At 71.2% G+C, this 16,445-nt stretch carries 11 protein-coding genes; 5 read left to right on the forward strand and 6 right to left on the reverse strand.

Annotated elements, in window-relative coordinates:
* Window positions 1–55 precede the first annotated feature (55 nt).
* Window positions 56–541 carry a hypothetical protein gene (locus ABEA24_RS33975; protein WP_345435987.1) on the forward strand — a complete coding sequence of 162 codons (486 nt, stop codon included), beginning with the start codon at window positions 56–58 and terminating at the stop codon, window positions 539–541.
* A gap of 14 nt (window positions 542–555) precedes the next feature.
* On the opposite strand, the gene ABEA24_RS33980 is transcribed toward ABEA24_RS33975, so the two are convergent.
* Window positions 556–1,014: a winged helix-turn-helix transcriptional regulator gene (locus ABEA24_RS33980; protein WP_345435989.1), complete on the reverse strand. Its 459-nt coding sequence runs from the start codon at window positions 1,012–1,014 to the stop codon at window positions 556–558.
* An 84-nt stretch (window positions 1,015–1,098) separates the two neighbouring features.
* Between ABEA24_RS33980 and ABEA24_RS33985 the strand changes: the two genes are divergently transcribed.
* On the forward strand, window positions 1,099–2,295 hold the full coding sequence (locus tag ABEA24_RS33985; RefSeq protein ID WP_345435991.1) for an MFS transporter: 1,197 nt from the start codon (window positions 1,099–1,101) through the stop codon (window positions 2,293–2,295).
* Here the strand turns inward: ABEA24_RS33985 and ABEA24_RS33990 are convergent.
* Window positions 2,279–3,502 (reverse strand): PucR family transcriptional regulator, encoded by a 1,224-nt coding sequence (locus ABEA24_RS33990; RefSeq protein ID WP_345435993.1) that lies wholly within the window; start codon window positions 3,500–3,502, stop codon window positions 2,279–2,281. The two genes, ABEA24_RS33985 and ABEA24_RS33990, sit on opposite strands and share 17 nt — an antisense overlap.
* A 181-nt stretch (window positions 3,503–3,683) precedes the next feature.
* Here ABEA24_RS33990 and qcrB point away from each other — a divergent pair, with 181 nt between their 5' ends.
* The gene (gene qcrB / locus ABEA24_RS33995; protein ID WP_345435995.1) at window positions 3,684–5,369 is read left to right on the forward strand and encodes a cytochrome bc1 complex cytochrome b subunit; all 1,686 of its coding nucleotides are present in this window, start codon (window positions 3,684–3,686) and stop codon (window positions 5,367–5,369) included.
* A 15-nt stretch (window positions 5,370–5,384) separates the two neighbouring features.
* Here the strand turns inward: qcrB and ABEA24_RS34000 are convergent, their stop codons facing one another.
* Window positions 5,385–7,556: a WD40 repeat domain-containing serine/threonine protein kinase gene (locus tag ABEA24_RS34000; RefSeq protein WP_345435997.1), complete on the reverse strand. Its 2,172-nt coding sequence runs from the start codon at window positions 7,554–7,556 to the stop codon at window positions 5,385–5,387.
* Between the two features lie 124 nt (window positions 7,557–7,680).
* On the opposite strand from ABEA24_RS34000, the gene ABEA24_RS34005 reads away from it, so the two are divergent.
* On the forward strand, window positions 7,681–8,406 hold the full coding sequence (locus ABEA24_RS34005) for a SecDF P1 head subdomain-containing protein (protein WP_345435999.1): 726 nt from the start codon (window positions 7,681–7,683) through the stop codon (window positions 8,404–8,406).
* Window positions 8,407–8,439: 33 nt separating this feature from the next.
* On the opposite strand, the gene ABEA24_RS34010 is transcribed toward ABEA24_RS34005, so the two are convergent.
* The 3 genes from ABEA24_RS34010 to ABEA24_RS34020 form a co-directional block, all read right to left on the reverse strand.
* The gene (locus tag ABEA24_RS34010) at window positions 8,440–9,834 is read right to left on the reverse strand and encodes a WD40 repeat domain-containing protein (RefSeq protein ID WP_345436002.1); all 1,395 of its coding nucleotides are present in this window, start codon (window positions 9,832–9,834) and stop codon (window positions 8,440–8,442) included.
* Window positions 9,835–9,962: 128 nt separating this feature from the next.
* Window positions 9,963–11,279, reverse strand: a complete 1,317-nt coding sequence (locus tag ABEA24_RS34015; protein WP_345436004.1) for a dihydrolipoyl dehydrogenase family protein — start codon at window positions 11,277–11,279, stop codon at window positions 9,963–9,965.
* 14 nt (window positions 11,280–11,293) lie between these two features.
* Window positions 11,294–12,124, reverse strand: a complete 831-nt coding sequence (locus ABEA24_RS34020; protein ID WP_345436006.1) for a trypsin-like serine peptidase — start codon at window positions 12,122–12,124, stop codon at window positions 11,294–11,296.
* A 307-nt stretch (window positions 12,125–12,431) separates the two neighbouring features.
* Here ABEA24_RS34020 and ABEA24_RS34025 point away from each other — a divergent pair, with 307 nt between their 5' ends.
* Entirely contained in the window at window positions 12,432–16,439 is a 4,008-nt protein-coding gene (locus tag ABEA24_RS34025) for a choice-of-anchor D domain-containing protein (protein WP_345436008.1), read from the forward strand.
* Window positions 16,440–16,445: the final 6 nt, after the last annotated feature.

The raw sequence follows: 16,445 nt of genomic DNA on the forward strand, positions 1-16,445 counted from the left end.
GGTGAAGCCAGTACCACCCCCAAGTCGGAAAGCGGCGTGACTGACGGTGACGTCGTTGATCGCCAAGCTGTTGACCATGGTCACCAGCACGATCAGCCCGCCCGTCGCCCCGGCGAAGCGTCCTCTCCCGAAGCGCCCCACGGCATCCCCGATCCGGACCCGCCCGCGATGGCCGGCCCGGCTGGGGCTCCTGCTCATCGGCGCCGGCCTGGCGTTGGTGCCCTGGCTGTTCGTACTGGCCTCCAGCCTCCCCGCCACCGCGACCGCCGCGCACTGGCCGATCGCCTGGGTGGGGCTGGACACGCTGGAGGCGCTCGCCCTGATCACGACGGGTGTGCTCGTCACCCGGCGTGACTCCCGGGGGTGCCTGACCGCGATGGTCACCGCGACCCTGCTGGCCGTGGACGCGTGGTTCGACGTGTCCACCGCCGCGCCCGGCGCGGACCAGGTCACGGCGGTGGCGATGGCGGCCTGCCTGGAGATCCCACTGGCCGTCCTGTGCACCGTCCTGGCGCTCCGCGTCCTGCCCCGCCACTCGTGACGGCCACACGGTGATCAGGTGTGCCGTCGCACCGAGGTCGTATCGCTTGTCAGTGGCGATCCATTCGCTGCCACGGGCAGGAGGTCGGGCACGCGGGCGCCGTTGCCGTCGACCAGGACCGAGTGCGTCTCGCCCGCCTTGAAGGCGTGGCGTTCGCCCCACTGTCGCAGCGTGACGATCACGGGGAAGAGGTCTTTGCCCGCCTCGGTGAGCGCGTACAGCCTGCGTCTGCCCGAAGGGGCGTCGACCTGGGTGAGCAGGCCGTGGGCGGTGAGCTTGCGGAGTCGGTCGGTGAGGATGTTGCGGGCGATGCCGGTGCGCTGCTGGAAGTCGGTGAACGAGCGGGCGCCGTCCATCGCGTCGCGGATGATGAGCAGGCTCCACCGGTCGCCGACCAGATCGACCGTGCGGGCGACCGGGCAGCTCGGGTCCGTCCACGCGGGGCTCTGTCCGTCGGTTTCGTCGCGCGCCATCACCCCTCCAATGAGTTGCGTAATGAAACCATTCTTGCCTACCCTCCAATCAGTTGCAAACTGCAACCAAATGGAGGTGTGTCCGTGAACTGGAGGACGAGGCTGCTCCTGGCGGTGGTGTGCGGGGTCGCGGTGGCGAGCGTCTACGCCGGGCAGCCGGTACTGGGCCCGATGGGGCGCGACCTGGGCGTTCCGGCCGACTCGCTCGGCTGGTTCGTGGCCACCGGCCAGCTCGGCTATCTGGCGGGACTGGTGCTGCTGGTGCCGTTGGGCGACGTGCTCGACCGCAGGCGCTTGATCGCCGCGCACCTCGTCCTGGTGGCCGCGGGAATGGCGATCACTGCGGCCGCCCCGGTCGCCTGGGTGGCATTCTCCGGACTGGCCGCGGCGGGCGTGTTCGCGGTGGTGGTGCAGACCACCGTCGCGTACGCGGCATCGATCTCTCCGTCTGCCGAGCGCGGGCGCAACCTCGGCATCGTGACCTCAGGCGTGGTGATCGGCATCCTGGGCGCGCGCGTCATCTCGGGAGTCCTCGCAGACCTGTGGGGATGGCGGAGCATCTACCTGACCCTGGCGATCCTCGCCGCCGTCCTCGCGCTGCTCGCCCTCACCCTGCTGCCTGCGGATGTTCGCCCGAACACGGCACGGTACGGGCAGGTCCTTCGGTCCTTCGGCGGGCTGTTCGCCCAGCCGGTGTTCCTCAGCCGCGGGCTGATCGCGTTCTTCCTGTTCGCCTCGTTCGGCACCCTGTGGAGCGGGATTGCCCTGCCGCTGGCCGATGCGCCGTGGCACCTCAGCGAAGCGCGGATCGGGCTTTTCGGCGTCGCCGGGCTGGCCGGAGCTCTCGGTGCCGCCCGGTCCGGAAACTGGGGGGATGCCGGGCACGCGCGCCGGGTCACCGGCATCGCACTCGCACTTCTGCTCGCCTCCTGGGTCGCGATCGGACAGCTCCCGTGGTCGCTGCCGCTGCTGATCCTCGGCGTGATCCTGCTCGACTTCGCCGTTCAAGCCGTGCACGTGAGCAACCAGCACACTCTCACCGCCGCCTACCCCGACCGCACCAGCACCACCATCGGCGCCTACATGGTCTTCTACTCCCTCGGTTCCGCCCTGGGAGCAGCCGCGACCACGGCCCTGTTCGACGCCGCCGGCTGGATCGGCCCCACCATCCTCGGCGCGACGCTCGCGCTCTGCGCACTCGCTCCCTGGGCGTTCAGCGCTCTCATACCGGCTCCCGCGTACTGCCCCGCCACTTGTGATGGCGTCAGCGGCGGAGGGTGATCACCTGGCCTTCGGGTGTTTCGCTCGCTCGCCCGCTGCCGGACAGCAGGGCCCGGGCGCGGAGCACGATCTCCAGCTCGAACCGCAGGTCGGGGTCCTGTAGCCGCTCGCCGAACAGGTCGTCGAGCTGGCGCAGCCGGTAGCGCACCGTCTGCGGGTGGACGTGCAGCCGGACGGCGACCTCGTTGGCGTTGCGTCCCGCCTGCAGCCATGCCAGCAGCGTCTCCGCCAGCCGGTCCTGCTGGCTCTGCCGCAGGTGGGCCAGTGGGGCGAGCTGTCGGGTGGACAGGGCCGCGAGCAGTTCCTCGTCCCGGAAGAGGATCAGGGTGGACATGTGCTCGGCGCACCGTACGACGCTGTCGTCGGCGATGACGCCGCCGCGTACGAGGTCGAGGCCCTGCCGGGCCCAGCGCATCGACCGGGACACCTCCGACAGCCGTACGGTCGGGCCGACGACGGCGACCCAGTCGGTCAGGGCGGCGTCGAGCTGGCGGGCGCGGCCCGGTCCGTCGGGGTCGGGGACGATCAGGCAGGGCTTCGAGCGGCTGAGGTCGGCCAGGATGTCTGGCGGCAGTGCCGGCCGGCCGACGCCCTGCCGGCGTTCGTAGAGGGCGACGGCGGCGACCGTGCGGGGCACGGGCCAGCGGGCGACGCGGGCGAGTTCGATGATGTCCTCGGCGGAGGCGGGCGGCCGGGCGAGGAGCAGGTTGACGAGGCGGCTGCGGCGGCGGGTGAGCTCGCCGGCGACGGCGGCCTCCGCCTGGGCGTAGCCCTCGGCGGCCGCGGCGGCGACCTCGTCCTGGATGAGCATGACGGTCTCGCCGAGTGCGCACAGCAACTGCGCGGACAGCTTGAGGGACTCGGCGTCGGCGGAGATCCGGCGCCAGACGGTCAGCCCGGCGACGCGGATGGCCGTCTGGAGCGTGTCGAGAGGGCGTCCTTCGCGCGCCACGCTGTGGCCGATCCCCCGGAAGAACTCGGCGACGGGTTCGGCGGACGTCTCCTGGTCGGTGACGCGTCTTAACACCTCATCGATGACCCGGTCGACGGCCGAATGGATGACCGCAGCGAAGGCGTCATCCCAGCGGCGGGCGTATTCGGGGATCCGGCGGTGGATCTCCTCGGTCATCTCGTCGGCCAGCCCTCGTCTGACCTCGGCGGCGAGTCGGGGTGGGATGGATGCCCACGGCCGCCCCTCATTCGTCACACGGAACCCTCCCCCCCAGCCCATGGCTGAGATCGAAAGTTACCGTCGCAAGTGACGATTTGCACTAATTGTGCCAAAAGTGGCCAAGCCAACTCCGTTGCGTTACGTACGGGGAAGTACTACAAGTGGTAGAGGACTGATGGCCGAGGCGGTCGGGGGGCCGCCAGAGCGGAGTACGGCGATGGCGACAGCGCCCAGACAACTGTCCAGCGCGGGCCGAGCGGCCGACGAACGCTTCGGCGGCGCGCGTTTCTTGTCCAAAGCGATGCGGAAGGTCTTTCCGGATCACTGGACCTTCCTGCTCGGCGAGATCGCGATGTACTGCTTCTTCATCATCATCGCGACCGGCATCTTCCTGACCTTCTTTTTCAAACCGAGCATGCACGACGTCGTCTACAACGGCCGGTACATGCCGCTGCGCGGCATCACGATGAGCGAGGCGTACGAGTCGACCCTCCGCATCAGCTTCGACGTGCGCGGCGGACTGCTCATGCGGCAGATCCACCACTGGGCGACGATCGTGTTCCTCGCCGCGATCGTCGCGCACATGCTGCGCAACTTCTTCACCGGCGCTTTCCGTAAGCCGCGCGAGGTCAACTGGCTGATCGGCGTGACGCTGTTCATCCTCGTCCTCCTGAACGGCCTGTTCGGCTACTCCCTCCCGGACGACCTGCTGTCCGGCACCGGCATCCGCATCCTCGAAGGCGTCCTGCTGTCCCTGCCGATCGTCGGCACGTACCTGTCGATGTGGATGTTCGGCGGCGAGTTCCCGGGCAACGAGATCATCCCCAGGCTGTTCACGATCCACGTCCTGCTCATCCCGGGCATCCTGCTGGCGCTGCTCCCGCTGCACGCGGTGGTCCTTACCTGGCGGCAGACGCACACGCAGTTCCCCGCCAAGGGCCGGACGAACCGGACCGTCGAGGGCAAGCCGTTCTGGCCGGTCTTCATCGTCAAGACCACGGCGTTCTTCATGTGGGTGTTCGGGTTCGTCGCGCTGCTGTCGACGTTCTTCCAGATCAACCCGATCTGGCTGTTCGGCCCGTACGAACCGGGCAGCATCAGCGCCGGCTCACAGCCCGACTGGTACATGGGATTCCTCGAGGGCTCACTGCGGATCATGCCGGCCTGGGAGATCAACGCTTTCGGGCACACGCTGCCGATGAACGTCATCGTCCCGGCGCTCGTCGTACCGGGCGTCCTGTTCACCGGCCTGGCCATCTACCCGTTCCTCGAACGCTGGATCACCGGCGACCACGAGATCCACCATCTCCTCGACCGGCCCCGCGACGTCCCGGCGCGCGTCGGCATCGGCATGGCCGGCGTCGTCTTCTACGGCGTCCTGTGGCTGGCCGGCGGCAACGACATCATCGCCAAGACGTTCGAGATCCCGCTGTTCACCACCACATGGATCTTCCGGATCGCCGTGATCGTCGGGCCGGTGCTCGCGTTCGTCGTCTCCCGGCGGATCGCCCTCGGCCTGCAGCACCGCGACCGCCACATGCTCGAGCACGGCGTCGAGACCGGCGTCATCAAACGGCTGCCCAACGGCGCGTACGTCGAGGTCGAGCGCCCGGTCGACGAGGAGGAGGCCGCGGTGGCCCTCGCCCGCCGCGTGCCGCCCGCCCGGCAGCTGCGCGAACTGCAAGCCGACGAGCACGGCGTGCTGTCCAAGCAGGCCCGCCGCCCGACCGTCCGCGTCAAGGTCAAGCTCAACCACGTCTTCCGCGACGTCGTCGACCTGCCGGACACCGTGCGGATCCGTACGGACGGCCAGGAGGAGCACCTGGAGATCACTTCGGGCGACGGTCAGCGCGCGGTGGCGCGGCCCACCGCCGGAGAGGGCGGTGCCGGACGCGCGCACTGAAGCCGCCGCGGCGGGTCATTCGCGCCAGGACGCCAGCTTCTTGCCGGATCGGATCTTCCAGAGCACGCCGTCGTCAGTGTTGTCCGCGCCGGCCAGCATGGCGCCGTCCGGGCTGAACGCCAGGTCGTACAGGTCCTGGGTGCCGTCGAACGTCGCGACCTTCTTCTCGGCCGAGACATCCCAGATCTGGATGACAGGGACGCTCGGGGTCCGGTATACGTCGACGGTCGGGACGGCGAGCGTGTCACCGTCCGGGCCGAACGTCAGCGGATCCCCGGACGCGATCACCCGGACGGGCAGCACGTGCTTCTCCCGATGTGAGGCGATGTCCCAGACCTGCAGGCTGTCGTCGAACCTCCGGTCGTCGAACGCGAGGGTCCTGCCGTCCGGGCTGAGCGCGATGGCGTTCGCCTCGGCGCCGGGCCAGGAGGCGACCTGCCTGCCCTTCTCGGTGTCCCACACGAGGACGCCGTTGCTCCTGTCGCCGCCATACCCGCAGGCCACGTAGCCGTTCGGGCTGATGGCCATGCCGAGGCAGCCGTCGTTCCCGTCGGGGACACTGATGGAACCGCCCCGGTAGGCGGAGGTCCGCATGGTCCACCTGCCGATGGTGCCCTTCGAGCCGCCCGCGATCAGCGTCCGGCCGTCGGAGCTGAACCGCAGCACCTTCAGCACGTCGGAGAACCCGGAGAGCGCGTACTTCTCGCCCTTGGCGAAGTCCCAGACCTGCACCTCGTCGGCGTATTGGCGTCCGATCGCGATGCGCCGGCCGTCCGGGCTGAACGCCAGCGCGGAGATCTCCTCCCCCGAGTCCTCAGGCGGACGGAGGGAACGCAGCAGCTTGTGCGACGTGGTTCCGTACAGCCGGACCACCCCGGAGCTTCCACCGAAGGCGATGGTGTCCCCGTCCGGGCTGATCGCCACCGCGTGGAAGCCGGTCGGTGTGTCCGGTGTCGTCGGCGTGGGTTCCGGCGACGTGGCCGGCGGAGAGGCCGGCGCGCTCGGGAGACCGCCGAACGAGTCGGACGCGCTGGGGCCGATACCGCTCGGGCTGCCGCTCGACGAGAAATACGCGCAGGAGTACAGCAGGGCGAAGCCGAGCACGGCGACGACCATCCCGGCCAGGACGCGGCCCGCTCCCTGCGACGGAGCCAGGGCGGGCACGGAGTGGGGCCGTGGACCGTCCGGGCGCACGTAGTGCGGGCGGTTCGGCAGCGCCCCCGGCGGTGCGGCGGGCTTTGGCAGCGGAGCCGGGGCGGGTGCGGGCGTGCTCGAAGCCGTCGCGCCACCGCTTTTGACCTTCCCGGGGCCCGGCGGGAGGATCGCCCGCTTCTCGGACGCCGGTGACGCGCCGTCGTCGTCCTCGCGCAGGATCGCCGCCAGCCGCTCCGCCGTGTCCTCGGCGGTCGGGCGACGGTCCGGATCCTTGATCAGGAGTGCGGCGATCAGTGGTTTGAGCGGCCCGCCGTTGACCAGAGCCGGCGCCTCCTGGGTGAGGAGGGTGAGCAGGACCGTGGCGTGGTCGGGGCCCTGGAAGGGCGGCCTGCCCTCGACGGCGTTGAACAGCACGGCACCGAGCGACCACAGGTCGGCGGCGGGGCTGGCGGCGGCGTTCTCGGCCTGTTCGGGGGCCATGAACGCCGGCGTGCCCAGGACGTCGTCGAAGTCCTCGGCGCGTTCGCCGACCCGCTGGGCGACGCCGAAGTCGGTGAGGACGATCCGCCGGTCCGAGATGAGGATGTTGGCGGGTTTGAGATCCCGGTGCACGATGCCGGCGGCGTGGGCCTCCCGGAGCGCCTCCAGCACGGCCGCGCCGATCTCGGCGACCCGCTGGTACGGCAGGCGCACCTCTTCACGGAGGATGTCGGCGAGCGAACGGCCCTCGAGCAGTTCCATGACGATGGTCGGGGCGCCGTCGGCGTCGATGACGTCGAAGATCGTGACGATGCCGGGATGGTTCAGCCGGGCGGTGGCCCGTGCCTCCCGCAGCGCCAGCGCGCTGAGCTCCGCCCGCTCCCCATCGTCGAGATCGGATGGGAAAAGCACCTGCTTGATGGCGATCTCGCGGTCGAGCAGCTCATCGTGGCCGCGCCAGACCGTGCCCATACCGCCCTGGCCGATGGTCTCGATCAGCCGGTATCGCCCGTTGACGAGCTCCTGCCCACCGTCCGGTGTTCCCTCCACCATGATCGTCAGACGTGCACGGCCTCCATACGGTTCCGTAGGGAAATGCTCTCGCGGTCGGCGGCTCGACCCGCGGTGCTCCGTGGTGTAGGACAAGGGCGAGATCGCATCGTGTCCGGAGGAGACATTGGCCGAGCATCCCGGACCACCGCCGTACGGTACCCCCGAGAACCAGGGCGCCGGGCCGTACGGGCCTCCAGGCCCGGAACCGTACGGGCCACCCGGGTATCCGGGCCCGCAGCCCTACGCTCCGCCGCCGTACGGACCCGGCCCGGGGCAAGGCTTCGCGCCGGGCCCGACCCGGCGCGGCCGTGGTCCGCTCATCGCGGTCGTCGCCGTCGCGGCGCTGGTGCTGCTGATCGGGGCGGGGACGGCGATCCTGCTCCTCACCGGGAACAACAACGACGCGACCCGGGCCTCGGGCGCGCTGAAGACGCCGATCCGGTTCCAGCAGGTGACCGCGGAGTCGCCGGCCCCATGCTCGGGCGGCGGCGTTCCGGACGCCGACGGGCGGACGTGTTACCGGCTCTCTGCCGACGGCACCATGACCGTGACTCGGGTGAAGGTCATCAGGGTGCAGCCCCCGGACGTCGCGCACGGCAGGACGTCATGGGCGCTTCAGCTGGACCTGGAGGGCGCGGACGCCCAGGCGTTCGCGGCGCTGAGCGCCAAGGCCGCCGCGGCGGGGTCGCAGCAGCCCGGCAACAGGATCGCCATCGTGGTCGGGGACAAGGTCGTCTCCGCGCCGGCGGTCGCCCAGGCCATCACCGGCGGCAGCATCGAGATCAGCGGAAGCTTCGACGAACAGGCCGCCAAGAGCCTCTTCCGCCGGCTTACCGGCCGGACGGGCTGAGCCCCGCTCAGGACGGCGCCGCCCACCACCGACTCACCCGTCGGCGGGGCCCATGCCGAAGACGACGAGGCCGGTTCGGCCGCGGCTGAAGCTTCCCTCGTCGACCGGCTCGACGGCGGCGGCCAGCCATCGCCCGTCCGGCGACCAGGCGAGGTCATTGACGTAGGTCGTCAGCTGCCGACCCTTGATGATCTTCTTGTCGGCCATTCGCCACACGCACAGTTCGTGCGGTCGCCCGTCACTGAAATCCTGGTAGGACAGCTTCCGGCTGGCACTTCCCACCGCCAGGTAGGCCCCATCGGGATTCGACGCGATCCGGAACAGGCGTTCGGACGCCTTCATGACCTCGTCGACGACCTCGCCCGTCGCCGGGTCGACGACGTAGAGGTTCTCCTGTGCTCCGAGGAACAGCCGGGATCCGTCCGGGGCGAAGTCCTTGCACTGGATCGGATCCCAGCGACCGGCATGGGAGATCCGCCGGTTCGGTGAGAACTCCGTGGCGTGCAGGTCGTAGCCGCCTTCGCCCGCGTCGTTCGGGCTGATCCGGTAGGCGCCGTCCCGCGATCGGATGTGCCCGTGCTGGAAGGGTGCCTCGACCTCCGTGCGGGTGTCGACGTCGAAGGCCCACTGCGGCAGGTCCTCAGGGTCGTCGATTCGGCTGTACGTCTTGACCGTGAGGATGTGCTCGCCCGGCACCCACATCGTCATGGGCACGAGCCAGTCGGCGCCCGCAGAGGTGTGCACGACCTCGGTCCAGCCGGCGGTGTCGTACACCCAGACCCGCCCCTTGTCGCTGCAGGCCGCCAGGTACTTGCCGTCGTCGGAGAACTCCAGCTGAGTGAGGTGGTCGTACTTCAGGTCGCCGGTGGCCGTCGCGAACGGCTGCACCGTGACCGCGGGTTCGGCCAGGTCGGGGATGTGCGGCGCGTCCTCCGCCGTCCAGGTGTCGGCGTTGAGCCGGAAGAACGCCGTCCCCCAGGCGTCACCCGCGCGGAGCGGCTCCAGCCAGCGCCGATCGGTGACCTGCACGTCGTACTCGAACTGGACCAGCAGGTCTTCGTCCTTCCAGCCCCCGGCGCGTTCGTAGTAGAAGTCGTGCAGCCGTTCCCACTGCGCGGCCGTGGGCGGATGGTTACGGGTGGCGACGCGCTCGGCCCGGGACACGAAGCGGCGTGCGTTGGCGTCGACCCAGCCGAAGTCCAGCACGGTGTCGAGGTCCACCAGTTCGCTGAGCGGTCCGTACCGGTCCGATCCTCGGTGGCCGGACGCCGCCTCCCAGAGCAGGTGGAAGAAGAAGCCGACATCGTCCGGCGCGGGAAGGTACGTCCGAGAGCCCGTGTCGTAATAGACGACGAAGACCTCGAATGTCGCCTGAAGGCGCTCCGCGTCGACGGACAGCACCCGCACGCCGTACATGTCGGTGGACATCGTCGTCTTCCCTCTCAGCGATCGGCGCCCACGGCCGTGAGCGGGGAGGCTACCGCCGGCATCCGGGAACGAGCCAGAGGCCGGCGGTTCAACCGCGGTTGAGCCCGTGGACCCACCCGTACCGGGCGCTACAGGAGCGCCGCTTCGATGGCGCGGTGGAAGGTCGGGTAGGCGTAGATCATGTGCCGGAGGCGCTCGACCGGGACTTCGCCGTGGACCGCGACCGCGAGCGCGCCGAGCACCTCGCCGCCGACCGGTCCGGCCGACGTCGCGCCGACCAGGACGCCGTCGTGCTCGATGAGCTTGAGGAAGCCCTCGGCCTTGTGGATCCAGCCGCGGGTGTTCACGGAGATGTCGGTGTGGTGGACGCGCACGTCCATCCCCTGGTCGCGGGCCTGCTGCTCGGTCAGGCCGACCGCGCCGATCTCCGGGTCGGTGAACGTCACGCGCGGCACGGCGCGGTAGTCGGCGGGCGGCCCGTCCTGGCCGAGGATGTCCCGTACGACGATCCGCGCCTGGTACACCGACATGTGCGTGAACGCGCCCTTGCCGGTGACGTCGCCGAGGGCCCACACGCCGTCGGCGGCGCGCATCCGCCCGTCCGTGTCGACGAACCGGGCGTTCTCGTCCAGGCCGGCGGCCGCGACGCCCAGGGCCTTCAGGTCCGTACGGCGGCCGGTGGCGACGAGTAGCCGCTGGGCCCGCAGGTCGCCGTTGACGACGAACGCGTCGCCGTCGTGGCGGACGTGCTCGACCTTCGCGCCCGTACGGACCTCGATGCCCTCGTTCTCGAAGATCTTCTGCAGCAGTTCGCTGGACTCGGGCTCCTCGAGGGCGAGGAGCCGGGGCAGTGCCTCGACCACGGTCACCCGACTGCCGAAGCGGGAGAACACCTGGGCCAGCTCCACGCCGATCGCCCCGCCGCCCAGCACGATCAGCGACTCGGGGACCTCGGTGGTCTCGATCGCCTCCCGGTTGGTCCAGTACGGGGTGTCGCGCAGGCCGTCGATCGGCGGGATCGCCGGCGCGGTGCCGTTGGAGATGACGATGCCCCTGCGGGCGCGGAACACCTGGTCGCCGACGGTGACCTCGTTCGGGCCGGTGATCCGGCCCTTCCCGCGGACGAGCGTGCCGCCCTTCCCGGTGAACCGGTCGGCCGCGACCTGGTCGTCCCAGTTGTCGGTGGCCTCCCGCACCCGGCGCGCGACCGGCGCCCAGGACGGCCGGACCTCCGCGTCCCCGGCCATGCCCGGGATGCGGCGGCCCTCGGCCAGCAGGTCGGCCGCACGGATCATCATCTTGCTGGGGATGCACCCCCAGTAGGGGCACTCGCCACCGACGAGACGGTCTTCGATGCCCACCACCGCGAGCCCCGCCTCGGCCAGGCTGCCCGCTGCCTCTTCTCCGCCCGGGCCGAGCCCGATGACGATGACGTCGACGTCCATGACCCCATCTTTGCCTACTGGGGTGCGCTCTCCCGGACCGCCTCGTCGTAGAGGTGCTTGACGTCCTCGTCGAAGTAGGAGCTGTAGGAGATGTTGTCCTCCATGCCGCCCTCGTCGCGGCCGCCGATCACGCCGACGACCTTGCCCACCCGGGTGTTCGGGTCGTAGCCGGTGAGCCAGGGGCTGCCGCTGGTGCCGGGGAAGTACCCGTTGCAGGCGAAGCGCAGCTGGTAGGTGTCCTCCTTGGTCGTGGAGTTCACGCAGGTGATCGGCTTGTCGGACCGCATCGGGTAGCCGGTGACCCGTACGACGTTGCGGAAGCCGGCGTCGACGGCGAGCGTGTTGGCGCCGACGACGTCGGCGATGTTCTTGCCGCCGAGGGGTTCGAGCACCGCGAAGCCGACGTCGAGGTCCTCGTCGGAGCCGTTCGCCCAGCGGGTGTCGACGAGCTCCGTCTTGACCTTCCAGATCCCGTACGGGGCCTTGCCGTCGCGGTAGCCGGGGACGAAGACCAGGTCGCTGACGTAGTCGTCGTCCTTACCGCCGTGCAGGCAGTGCGCGGCCGTGATGATCATGTTGTGGTTCGGGCTGTCGACCGTGCTGGCCGTGCAGAAGTGGGTTCCCGAGGTGTCGTGGGAGAACAGCGCTCCGACCCGGCGGCCGTACACCGCGGTCTGGGCGGTCGGCGTGCCCTTCGGCAAGGGCGTCGCCGGTGCCTTGGTGGTCGGCGTTGCGCTGCTGGTCGGGTACGGGCGATCGGCCGGGACCTTGGATGTCGTCCCGCGGGCCGTGCCACAGCCGGCGAGCAGAACGGTCGAGATGACCAACCAGAACAATCTGTGCATCGCACCCCCTGCCGCTTTCTTTCCTTAGGGATAACTCCCGAAACTCTCCGCATCCTGGGCGGTGGCTGTGAGGACCCTGGGTACGGTCCGGCCGCCCGTGCCGATGCCGGACCGTGCCGTGACCCGATCGTTATAGAGGCTATCCGCGCCGATGAACACCCTGGTCCGCGCCTTGGGTGACGGTCACCACACTCGTGCCGTGTCCCAGTCGTGCCCTTTAGTCCGTAACGCCGGTTAAATCTGCTTCGAAGTTGGTTTGTCGAATTATGTGAGGAATGTGCGGGCCGGTAGGGCGTCGCCTCGGGGGATGGGGTTCGGGATGCGGCTCGCCGGTTCACGGGCGGCGCGTACGCTGCTCGCCGCGGTGGTGGCGACGGCCGTGGCCGTCGCGACGGGAACGGCCGTTCCTGCGGCCGGCGACGTGACCACCGTCTCGCGTGATCCACTGCGCACGGGATGGGACTCCGGCGAGCCCGGCCTCGGCCCGGCCGCCGTGGGCTCGTCCGACTTCGGACAGCTGTTCGCGACGCAGCTGGACGGCCAGGTGTACGCCCAGCCGCTGTCGGTCGGCGGCACGCTCATCGCCACCACCGAGCACAACAACGTCTACGGCCTGGATCCCGCGACCGGCGCGATCACGTGGCAGCGCGCCCTCGGGCCGTCGTGGCCCGCGTCGGCCATCACCTGCGGGGACCTGGCCCCGGACCTCGGCAGCACCTCCGCGCCGGTCTACGACCCGGCGACCAAGGCCGTCTACCTCACCACCAAGGTCAACGACGGCCCCGACGTGCAGCACCCGCACTGGTACATGCACGCCCTCGACCCGGCCGACGGCGAGGAGCGGCCCGGCTGGCCCGTGACGATCGCCGGGACCGCGACCAACGACCCGACCGTGGCGTTCGACCCGATGGTCGAGATGCAGCGGCCGGGACTGCTGCTCCTCGACGGCGCGGTGTACGCCGGGTTCGGCGCGCACTGCGACCACGGGCAGTACCGCGGCTACGTCGTCGGCGTGAGCACCGCAGCCGCCAAGGTGACCTCGATGTGGGCGAGCGAGGTGAAGTCCTCGAACAAGGGCGCCGGCATCTGGCAGGCCGGCGGCGGCCTGGTCTCCGACGGGCCCGGGCGCGTGTTCCTCAGCACCGGCAACGGCGTCATGGCCCCGGCCGGCCCGGGGAACCGGCCGCCCGGCACGCTCTCGGAGTCGGTCGTCCGCCTCGACGTCGGCGCGGGCGGCGACCTGTCGGCCGCCGACTTCTTCAGCCCGGCGAACGCCCCCAAGCTCGACACGAACGACACCGACTTCGGCTCCGGCGGCCCGCTCGCCCTGCCCGACTCCTTCGGCACGAGCGCGCACCCGCACGTCCTCGTCCAGCAGGGCAAGGACGGCCGGGTGTTCCTCCTCGACCGCGACGCCCTGGGCGGCCGGTCCCAGGGCCCCGGCGGCACCGACGCGGTCCTCGGCGTCGTCGGCCCGTACCAGGGACAGTGGGGCCACCCGGCCGCCTGGACCGGCGACGACGGCGGATACGTCTACCTGATCGGCAACGGCGGGCCGCTGCGCGCGCTGAAGGCCGGGGCGAGCGGCGACCTGCCCGCCCTCACCCAGGTCGGCACCAGCGCGGAGACCTTCCCGTACACCTCCGGCTCTCCGGTGGTCACCTCGGACGGCGGGAGGGCGGACACCGCGGTCGTCTGGGCGGTGTGGGCCGACGGCCCGAAGGGCGGCAACGCCCAGCTGCGGGCGTACTCGGCCGTGCCCGACGCGCAGGGCCGGCTCAGGCCGCTGTGGTCCGCGCCGATCGGCACGGCGGTGAAGTTCACCGTCCCGGCCACCGACGGCGGCCGGGTCTTCGTCGGCACCCGGGACGGCAAGGTCATCGGGTTCGGCCGCCCGGCCGCCTCCGCGCTCACCGGCAGCCCGGTCGACTTCGGCGCCACCGACGTGGGCGCCGCCGGGGCACGCACGCTCACGCTGACGGCGACCCGCGACCTGACCATCACCGGCGTCTCCACCTCGGCGCCGTTCGGCGTCGCCGCCCCGACGCTGCCGCTGCCGGTGGCCAAGGACGCGACCGTCGACCTGCCCGTGACGTTCGCGCCCACCGGCCCCGGCGCGGCGGGCGGCGTCCTGTGGGCCACCACCGACGCCGGCACGGTCGGCGTCGCGCTGGGCGGCCTGGGCACCCGGCCGGGGCTGAACGCCACCCCGGCCGCCGCGACCTTCAACGACCAGCCCGTCGGCTCCACCGCCACCGTGAACGTCCAGGTCACCAACACCGGCACCGCCGACGAGACGATCTCCTCGGTGACCGGTACGACCGGGCCGTTCACGGCGACCGGCCTGCCCGCGGCGGACACCGTCGTCAAGCCGGGCGGCTCGTTCGTCGTGGCGGTGACGTACGCGCCGACGGCTCCCGGGTCGGACGCCTCCTCGGTCACCGTCGCCTCGACCGCCGGCACCCTCACCGTCCCCGTGACCGGCACGGCGGTGACGGGCGCGGGCAGACTGGTGATCACCCCGGGGAGCGTCGACTTCGGTTCGCTGCCCACCGGCTCGTCCCGCACGCTGAGCTTCGACATCACCAACGCGGGCAACCTGCCGGTCACGGTCCCCAAGGCCAAGGCCCCGATCGGCGACTTCACCAGCAGCGCGCCGCTCGCCGAGGGCACCGTCATCAGCCCCGGCGACGTCGTCCACCAGTCGGTCACGTTCACGCCGGCGAAGCCCGGCCTACAGACCGCGACGTACGACCTGACCGGCGACGCCGGGCAGGGGCTCATGTCGGTCAAGCTGACCGGCACCGGCACGGGGAGCCTCCCCGCGCCGGACGCCGCCACGTGGTCGGTCAACAAGGCCGCGAAGCTCACCGGCGGCGACCTCGTGCTCACCCCGGCGGCCAGGCTGAAGGCCGGGTCGGCGTTCTACCGTCGCGCGGTGCCGACCGAGGGCCTGCACGCCCGCTTCACCGCCAAGCTCGGCCCGGGAACCGGCGGTGAGGGACTGACGTTCGCGCTCCTCGACCCGCGCACCCAGACCCCCGCCTCCGTCGGCAGGACCGGCTCGGGCCTCGGCTTCCTCGGCCTGCGCGGCCTCGCCGTCGCCCTCGCCACGCCCCGGACGTCGGCCGGCTTCACCGGCGTCGCGGTCGGCCCCGGCGGTACGACCCTCACCTACCGGGCCACCGCCAAGGTCCCCCGATCACTGCGCAGCGGCACCCACACGGTCGACGTCACCGTGACCGGCGGCCGCCTCACGGTCGCGGTCGACGGCAAACGGCTTCTCAACGTCGCGCTTCCCGCCGGTTCCCTGCCGGCCACCGCCCTGCCCGGCTTCACCGCCGGAACCGGCACCCGCGCCGACGCCCACACCGTACGCGGCGTCACGATCACCACGGTCGCCGCCAAGGGCGCACCGCTCACCGCCGCGCCCGCGTCGCTCGACTTCGGCGAGGTCCAGGTCGGCCGCACCGGCACGGCGACCGTCACGCTCACCAACCGCGGCGCCCAGCCCGAGACCGTCTCGGCCGTCGCGCCGCCCGACGTCCCGTACACCGTGTCCCTGCCCGCGGTACGCACCACGGTCGCCCCGGGCGCGTCGGTGAGCGTGCCGGTGACGTTCAAACCGGCCGTCGGCGGCACCTTCACGGGCAGCCTCACCGTGACCACCACCAGCGGCAGCACGGTCGTGCCGCTCACCGGAAACGGCGACGACGAGCTGCCGGACCTGACCACCTCCACCTGGGGGTACAGCGGCTACACCACCGTCTCGGGCAGCACCGCCACCCTCACCCAGGACGGCCAGAAGTCGGGCGCGGGAACGTTCGTCAACGCGATCCCGGTCCCGCCGCGCGGGCTGCACGTCACGTTCACCGCCCAGATCGGCGGAGCCCACCCCACCGGCGCCGACGGCCTGACCGTCGCCCTCCTCGACGCGAGCACCGCCACGTCGACCTCGATCGGCGCGGCGGGCGCGGGCCTGGGCGTCGCGGGCCTGCCCGCGGTGTTCGCGGCGCTCGACACGTGGCCGAGCGGGCCCGGCAACGTCGCGGGCGTCGGCACGGCGAAGCCGGGCTCGGCCACGCTGACCTACCTCAAGACGACGACCGCCATCCCGCCCCTGCGCACCGGAACGCACGCGGTCGACGTGCGCGTCACCACGGCGAGCCACATGGTCGTCCAGATCGACGGCAGGCAGGTCCTCGACGTCGCCGTCACCCTGCCGCCCAAGGTGCTGGTCGGCTTCACCGGCGCGGTCGGCGGCAGCACCGACACCCACGCCGTCCTCAACCCGCACGTCACGTACGTCGGCTGAGCGGTG

The sequence above is a fragment of the Actinoallomurus vinaceus genome, from assembly GCF_039542055.1.
In the GTDB taxonomy this organism is placed as follows: Bacteria; Actinomycetota; Actinomycetes; order Streptosporangiales; family Streptosporangiaceae; genus Actinoallomurus; species Actinoallomurus vinaceus.